Origin of the sequence: Methylobacterium sp. BTF04, from assembly GCF_010692745.1 — a bacterium.
Lineage (GTDB): Bacteria > Pseudomonadota > Alphaproteobacteria > Rhizobiales > Beijerinckiaceae > Methylobacterium.
The window spans coordinates 1-4,921 of record NZ_JAAHTB010000099.1 but is presented as its reverse complement, the minus strand read 5'-3'; the positions used below and the strand labels follow the sequence as shown (position 1 = coordinate 4,921).

At 68.2% G+C, this 4,921-nt stretch carries 4 protein-coding genes and 2 pseudogenes; 3 read left to right on the top strand and 3 right to left on the bottom strand.

Features of this window, described 5'->3' with window-relative positions:
- Positions 1-952: IS256 family transposase (locus G3T14_RS23060; protein WP_163644838.1), on the top strand; the 952-nt coding region annotated here is incomplete at its 5' end.
- Positions 953-984: 32 nt separating this feature from the next.
- Here G3T14_RS23060 and G3T14_RS23055 read toward each other — a convergent pair.
- A pseudogene (locus G3T14_RS23055) lies at positions 985-1,521 on the bottom strand (SMP-30/gluconolactonase/LRE family protein); the annotation flags it as partial.
- Positions 1,522-1,630: 109 nt separating this feature from the next.
- Positions 1,631-2,770: a DUF808 domain-containing protein gene (locus tag G3T14_RS23050; protein WP_163644836.1), complete on the bottom strand. Its 1,140-nt coding sequence runs from the start codon at positions 2,768-2,770 to the stop codon at positions 1,631-1,633.
- A 215-nt stretch (positions 2,771-2,985) separates the two neighbouring features.
- On the opposite strand from G3T14_RS23050, the gene msrB reads away from it, so the two are divergent.
- Positions 2,986-3,462: a peptide-methionine (R)-S-oxide reductase MsrB gene (gene msrB, locus G3T14_RS23045; RefSeq protein ID WP_163644835.1), complete on the top strand. Its 477-nt coding sequence runs from the start codon at positions 2,986-2,988 to the stop codon at positions 3,460-3,462.
- 21 nt (positions 3,463-3,483) lie between these two features.
- Positions 3,484-4,203 carry a peptide-methionine (S)-S-oxide reductase MsrA gene (gene msrA, locus G3T14_RS23040; RefSeq protein ID WP_163644834.1) on the top strand — a complete coding sequence of 240 codons (720 nt, stop codon included), beginning with the start codon at positions 3,484-3,486 and terminating at the stop codon, positions 4,201-4,203.
- A 23-nt stretch (positions 4,204-4,226) separates the two neighbouring features.
- On the opposite strand, the pseudogene G3T14_RS23035 reads toward msrA, so the two are convergent.
- Positions 4,227-4,921, bottom strand: a pseudogene (locus G3T14_RS23035) (PepSY domain-containing protein); the annotation flags it as partial.

Genomic DNA, 4,921 nt, shown 5'->3' with positions numbered 1-4,921 from the left:
GGCGCGGCGGACCCGCAGCCTGGATGCGCTGCTGCCGGTGCTGTACCTGCGCGGCGTGTCGACTGGAGACTTCCAGGAGGCGCTGTCGGCGCTGCTGGGCAAGGATGCCCCGAACCTCTCGCCCGCGGTGGTCACCCGACTGACCGCGACTTGGGCGGACGAGTACGTCCGCTGGCAGGGTCGCGACCTCTCGGCGCGCCGCTACGTCTACGTCTGGGCCGACGGGATCTACCTCCAGGCGCGGATGGAGGACCAGGCTGAATGCATACTCGTGCTGATCGGGGCCACGCCCGAGGGCAAGAAGGAACTCGTCGGCTTCCAGGTGGGGGTACGCGAGAGTGCCCAGAGCTGGCGCGAGCTGCTGATCGACGTGAAGAAGCGCGGTCTTTCCATCGCACCGGAGATCGCGGTCGGCGATGGGGCGCTGGGCTTCTGGCGCGCGCTCGACGAGGTTTTCCCCGGTACCCGCCACCAGCGCTGCTGGGTCCACAAGACCGCCAACGTGCTGAACAAGGTCCCGAAATCCGTGCAGGGCGCGATGAAAACGGATCTGCGCGAGATCCACGCCGCGCCCACCCGCGCGGCGGCCGAGGCGGCGATGGCCGTCTTCGTAGAGAAGTACGGCGCCAAGTACGCCCGCGCCGCCGACTGCCTGACCAAGGACCGGGAGGCGCTGCTGGCCTTCTACGACATGCCCGCCGAGCACTGGGACCACCTCCGGACGACCAATCCCATCGAGAGCGTGTTCGCCACGGTGCGGCACCGGACGGTGCGGACCAAGGGCGCGCTCTCGCCGATCACCGCAAAGCTGATGGTGTTCAAGCTCGTCATGGCCGCCGCGAAGACCTGGCGGCGGCTGAAGGGCGAAAACCAGTTGCCCAAGGTCGTGGCCGGTGTCACCTTCCGCGACGGGACCGAGGTCATCGCAAGCCCAGATCACCGCGCCGCCTGACCGCCTCCGTCACCCAAAATCCCGCATAGCTCTCCGGTCACGGGGTCGAGGGCGACGCGCTTCAGGCGTCCATCCTCGGTGCAGGCGAAGTAACCGGTGGCTCCGTCGGGCGAGAACGCGATGGCGTTGGGAATGGTGAGGCCGCCATAGAGCTGCGTCACACGGGTTCCCATCACGTGGTAGATCGTGCCGAGGCCGACCTCGGCCTCCCGACCCATCGTGCTGATCCAATAGGCCCCCGAGGGATGGACTCGGCCGTCATTCGAGCGCGTGCGCGCATCCTCCGCCTCAAGGCTACAATACCGCGTCAGCCGTCCGTCGGCGACGCTGCGGATGTAGAGGCCGTCCTCGGCCGCGAGCAGATGGCGATCGTCATCGATCACCGACACGTCACTGACCAGGAGCGGCAGAGTGTGCACCTGCACGGCACCGCCGGCGAAGGGGGCTTCGAACAGGCGTCGTTCCAGGATGTCGACCCACCAGGCGGTGTCCGTTGCCGGCACGTAGCACGGCCCCTCTCCGAGATGGCAGCGCGGCGCGTCGAAGATGCGGATGGCAGGTGCTGGCATACGGGCTCCGGACGGGGGGCATTGCCTCGCTAACGCGCGGATTTGCGATTTATTCCGTCCGGGACCGGTGGGACGCGGCGGCGCTCGGCTCCACTGCGAGACTCTGCGGTCAGGCCGCGGTGTCCTTGGCCAGCGGCGTCGGCCGGCCGGTCTCGTCGGGGGCCCGCGACCCGAACGCCCCCTTCAGCCAAAGCGCGGCCGGCGCGATGAGGGAATGGATGATCGGGATCGCCACGGCGCCCAAGATCAGCCCGAACAGGCCGGAGAGCGTGGCGGTGGTGAGCCATTCCGTGGCCCCGGCGATCGCCGGAATCAGCCCTGCGGCCCAGAGCGCGGCTGCGTGGACGAGGTGGCCGGGCGCCTTCACGCCGAATTCCTCGAGCCCGTGCAGAATGATCCCACCGCCGACCCAGAGCATCGCCGCGGTCCCGACGATGGCGAGCACGCTCAAAAAATATGGCATGCTGACGACGAGGGCGCGGCCGAAGGCCTGCGTCACGGCGCTGAGCGCTTTGTCCGCGCCGGACGGCGTAGTGCCTGGGGGCCGCGCGCGCAGGCCGAGGAGCGTCGAGGCCGGCAGCGCGTTCCCGGCCAGGGCCAATCCGGCATCGTCGGCCTTCACGATGAGGGCGACGAAACCATAGACCAGCAGCGTCACGCCGATGCCGACCACCGCAAGAATCGCGGCCTGAGTCACTACCGAGGTGGTGGTGAGGGAGGCCAGGGTGAGCGCCATGACCTCGGCCGAGAGGATGAAATCGGTTTGGATCGCGCCGCGGACGCGCTGATCCTCCTGGGCCCTTGCATCCTGGGCCTTGGCATCCTGGGCCTTGGCATCCTGCGGTGCGGCGCCCGCCGCTGCCTGATGGGCATCGGTCGTGTGAGCCTTGGGCAGAACCAGGGCGTGAAGCACCTTCTCGGCGCCCTCGTAGCAAAGGTAGACGCCGCCCAGCATCAGCAGGGGCGTGATGACCCACGGTACGAGGAAGCTGAGGAGGAGCGCCCCCGGCAGCAGGAACAGGAGCTTGTTCTTGAGCGAGCCGACGGCGATCCGCCAAACGATGGGCAGTTCGCGGGAGGCTGCGAAGCCGACGACGTAGCGTGGCGTGACCGCCGCGTCGTCGATGACGATGCCGAGGGCCTTCGTACCGGCTTTGGCAGCCTGGCCGGCCACATCGTCGAGGGAGGCCGCAGCCACCCGTGCCAACGCGGCGACATCGTCCAGAAGTGCGATCAACCCGATGCTCACGTCGTCTACCCTCGATCCGGCGGCATGGGCTGCCTGTTCCTGTGCTCGGCATGAGATGGTCACATCGTCAGCGCACGCAAGGCGGGTGCGCCGGGCACCCGTCGCTCCGACTCGGCGACAACCCGTCGACAAAAATCTGCAGCGGCCCACGTAACCCGAGAGAGACAGTGGGCGAACCGACAGTCTCGGACACCATTGGGAACCGGAGTATCGCTATGAACCGCCGCCAGATCGTCTCGGCCGGCATCGCCGTCGGCGCCCTGCTCGCAGGATTGCGCAGCGGTGGTCGGGCTTCGGCGGAGAGCTTCACGGTCATGAGGAGCGACGCGGAATGGCGTGGCGCGCTCAGCCCGTCCGCCTATGCGATCCTGCGCGGCCACGGCACCGAGCGTCCTGGCTCGAGCCCGCTCAACGGCGAAAAGCGAGTGGGCCGCTTCGTCTGCGCGGGATGCGACCTGCCGCTGTTTTCCTCGGACACGAAGTTCGAGAGCGGGACCGGCTGGCCCAGCTTCTTCGAGACCCTGCCCGATGCGGTGGGCACGACCACCGATAGCAGCCTCGGCATGCGCCGGGTCGAGGTGCATTGCCGGCGCTGCGGCGGCCATCTCGGACACGTCTTCGACGATGGCCCGCGCCCGACCGGCCAGCGCTACTGCATGAACGGCGCCGCCCTGCGCTTTCTGGCCGCCTGATTCCGACGGAGGACCCATTCCATGATCCAGCGTCTCTCTCCCCGCCTGTTCACCCTGTCGGCGGTCGCCGGGCTGGGATTGCTCGCGGTCCTTGCCGGCAAAAGCAGCTTCGCCCAGGCCGAAGAGGCCGGTCAGCGTCTGCCGGACGCCGTGCTTCAAGCGAATGAGAAGGGCTCCCTGCGCACCGCGACCTTCGCCGGCGGCTGCTTCTGGGGCGTGCAGGGGGTGTTCCAGCATGTGCGCGGCGTGAAACAGGCCGTCTCGGGCTATGCCGGCGGCGACCGCGCGCACGCGACCTACAAGGCCGTGAGTTCGGGTGCGACCGGCCACGCCGAGGCAGTGCGCGTCACCTACGATCCGACCGTGATCTCGTATGACGGCCTGCTGACGATCTTCTTTTCCGTCGCTCTCGATCCGACGCAAGTGAACCGGCAGGGGCCGGATAGCGGCACGCAGTACCGCTCGGCCCTGTTCCCGGCCGATGCCGAGCAGGCGCGGGTGGCGCGGGCCTATATCGGCCAGCTCGATGCGGCCCATGTCTACGATCGGCCGGTGGCCACCACCATCGAGCCGGGCGCGACGTTCTACCCGGCGGAGGCCTATCACCAGGATTACATGGCGCTGCATCCGGGCAACCCGTACATCGCCGCCAACGACGCCCCGAAGGTGCGCGATCTGCAGCGCTTCTTCCCCGAGCGTACCACGCCGAGCCCAACGCTGGTCGGCACGCCACCAGCCTGACGAATTCGGATCGTCGAGTTGGATCAGCGCCTCAACCGTCGCCATCCCATGGCGACACCGGTGAGCGCGATGACGGCGGCCAGTGCGCTCAGGGTCCACAGAACCGCGTCCCAGGCCGGACGGTTATGGAACAGGATCGCGAAGTCGAGCCGGTGAATGCCGTCGAACAGCCAGCGGTTCGCCCGGCCGCTGCGGTCTAGACGGTTGAGCAACTCACCGGTCTCCGGGTCGAGATGGACCCAGGTGCCGGCGGGATCGGCGAACCGAAGCCGCAGCACTGGCAATACCCGTGCGTCATGATGCGGATACCAGTAGGCATCGTATGCCGTCAGCAGGGCGCCTCCCCGTAGACGTATGTCGGGCAGGATGTGGCTGGCTGCCGCGACGAGTGCGGCCGTCGAGAGGGGCGCGCCCTCGGCTTCGACGCGGCGTCGGCCCTGCGTATCCGCAGCGATGAGGACGCTACGGCCACCCACCTGGGTGAAGCGGATCTCGACGAGGTCCGCGCTCAGGGCCGCGAGGCGCAGCAGCGCGTCGCGGCCGGACAGGGGGGCTTCTCCCTGATATCTGGCCCGCATCTCGGGTGTGGGAGCGGAACTGGAGAACCAGCGGTTCGGATTCACCGACAGCCAACCGCTCGCCACGAAACTGAGCAGGGCGAGGCTGGACTTGCTTCGGTTTAGTGGAGAGCGGTTTGGGTAGCGCTGCGTTTCTCGAA

Coding starts and splice junctions, on each gene's coding strand:
- msrA (WP_163644834.1), top strand. CDS start 3,484: ATGATCCAGCGTCTCTCTCCCCGCCTGTTCACCCTGTCGGCGGTCGCC.
- msrB (WP_163644835.1), top strand. CDS start 2,986: ATGAACCGCCGCCAGATCGTCTCGGCCGGCATCGCCGTCGGCGCCCTG.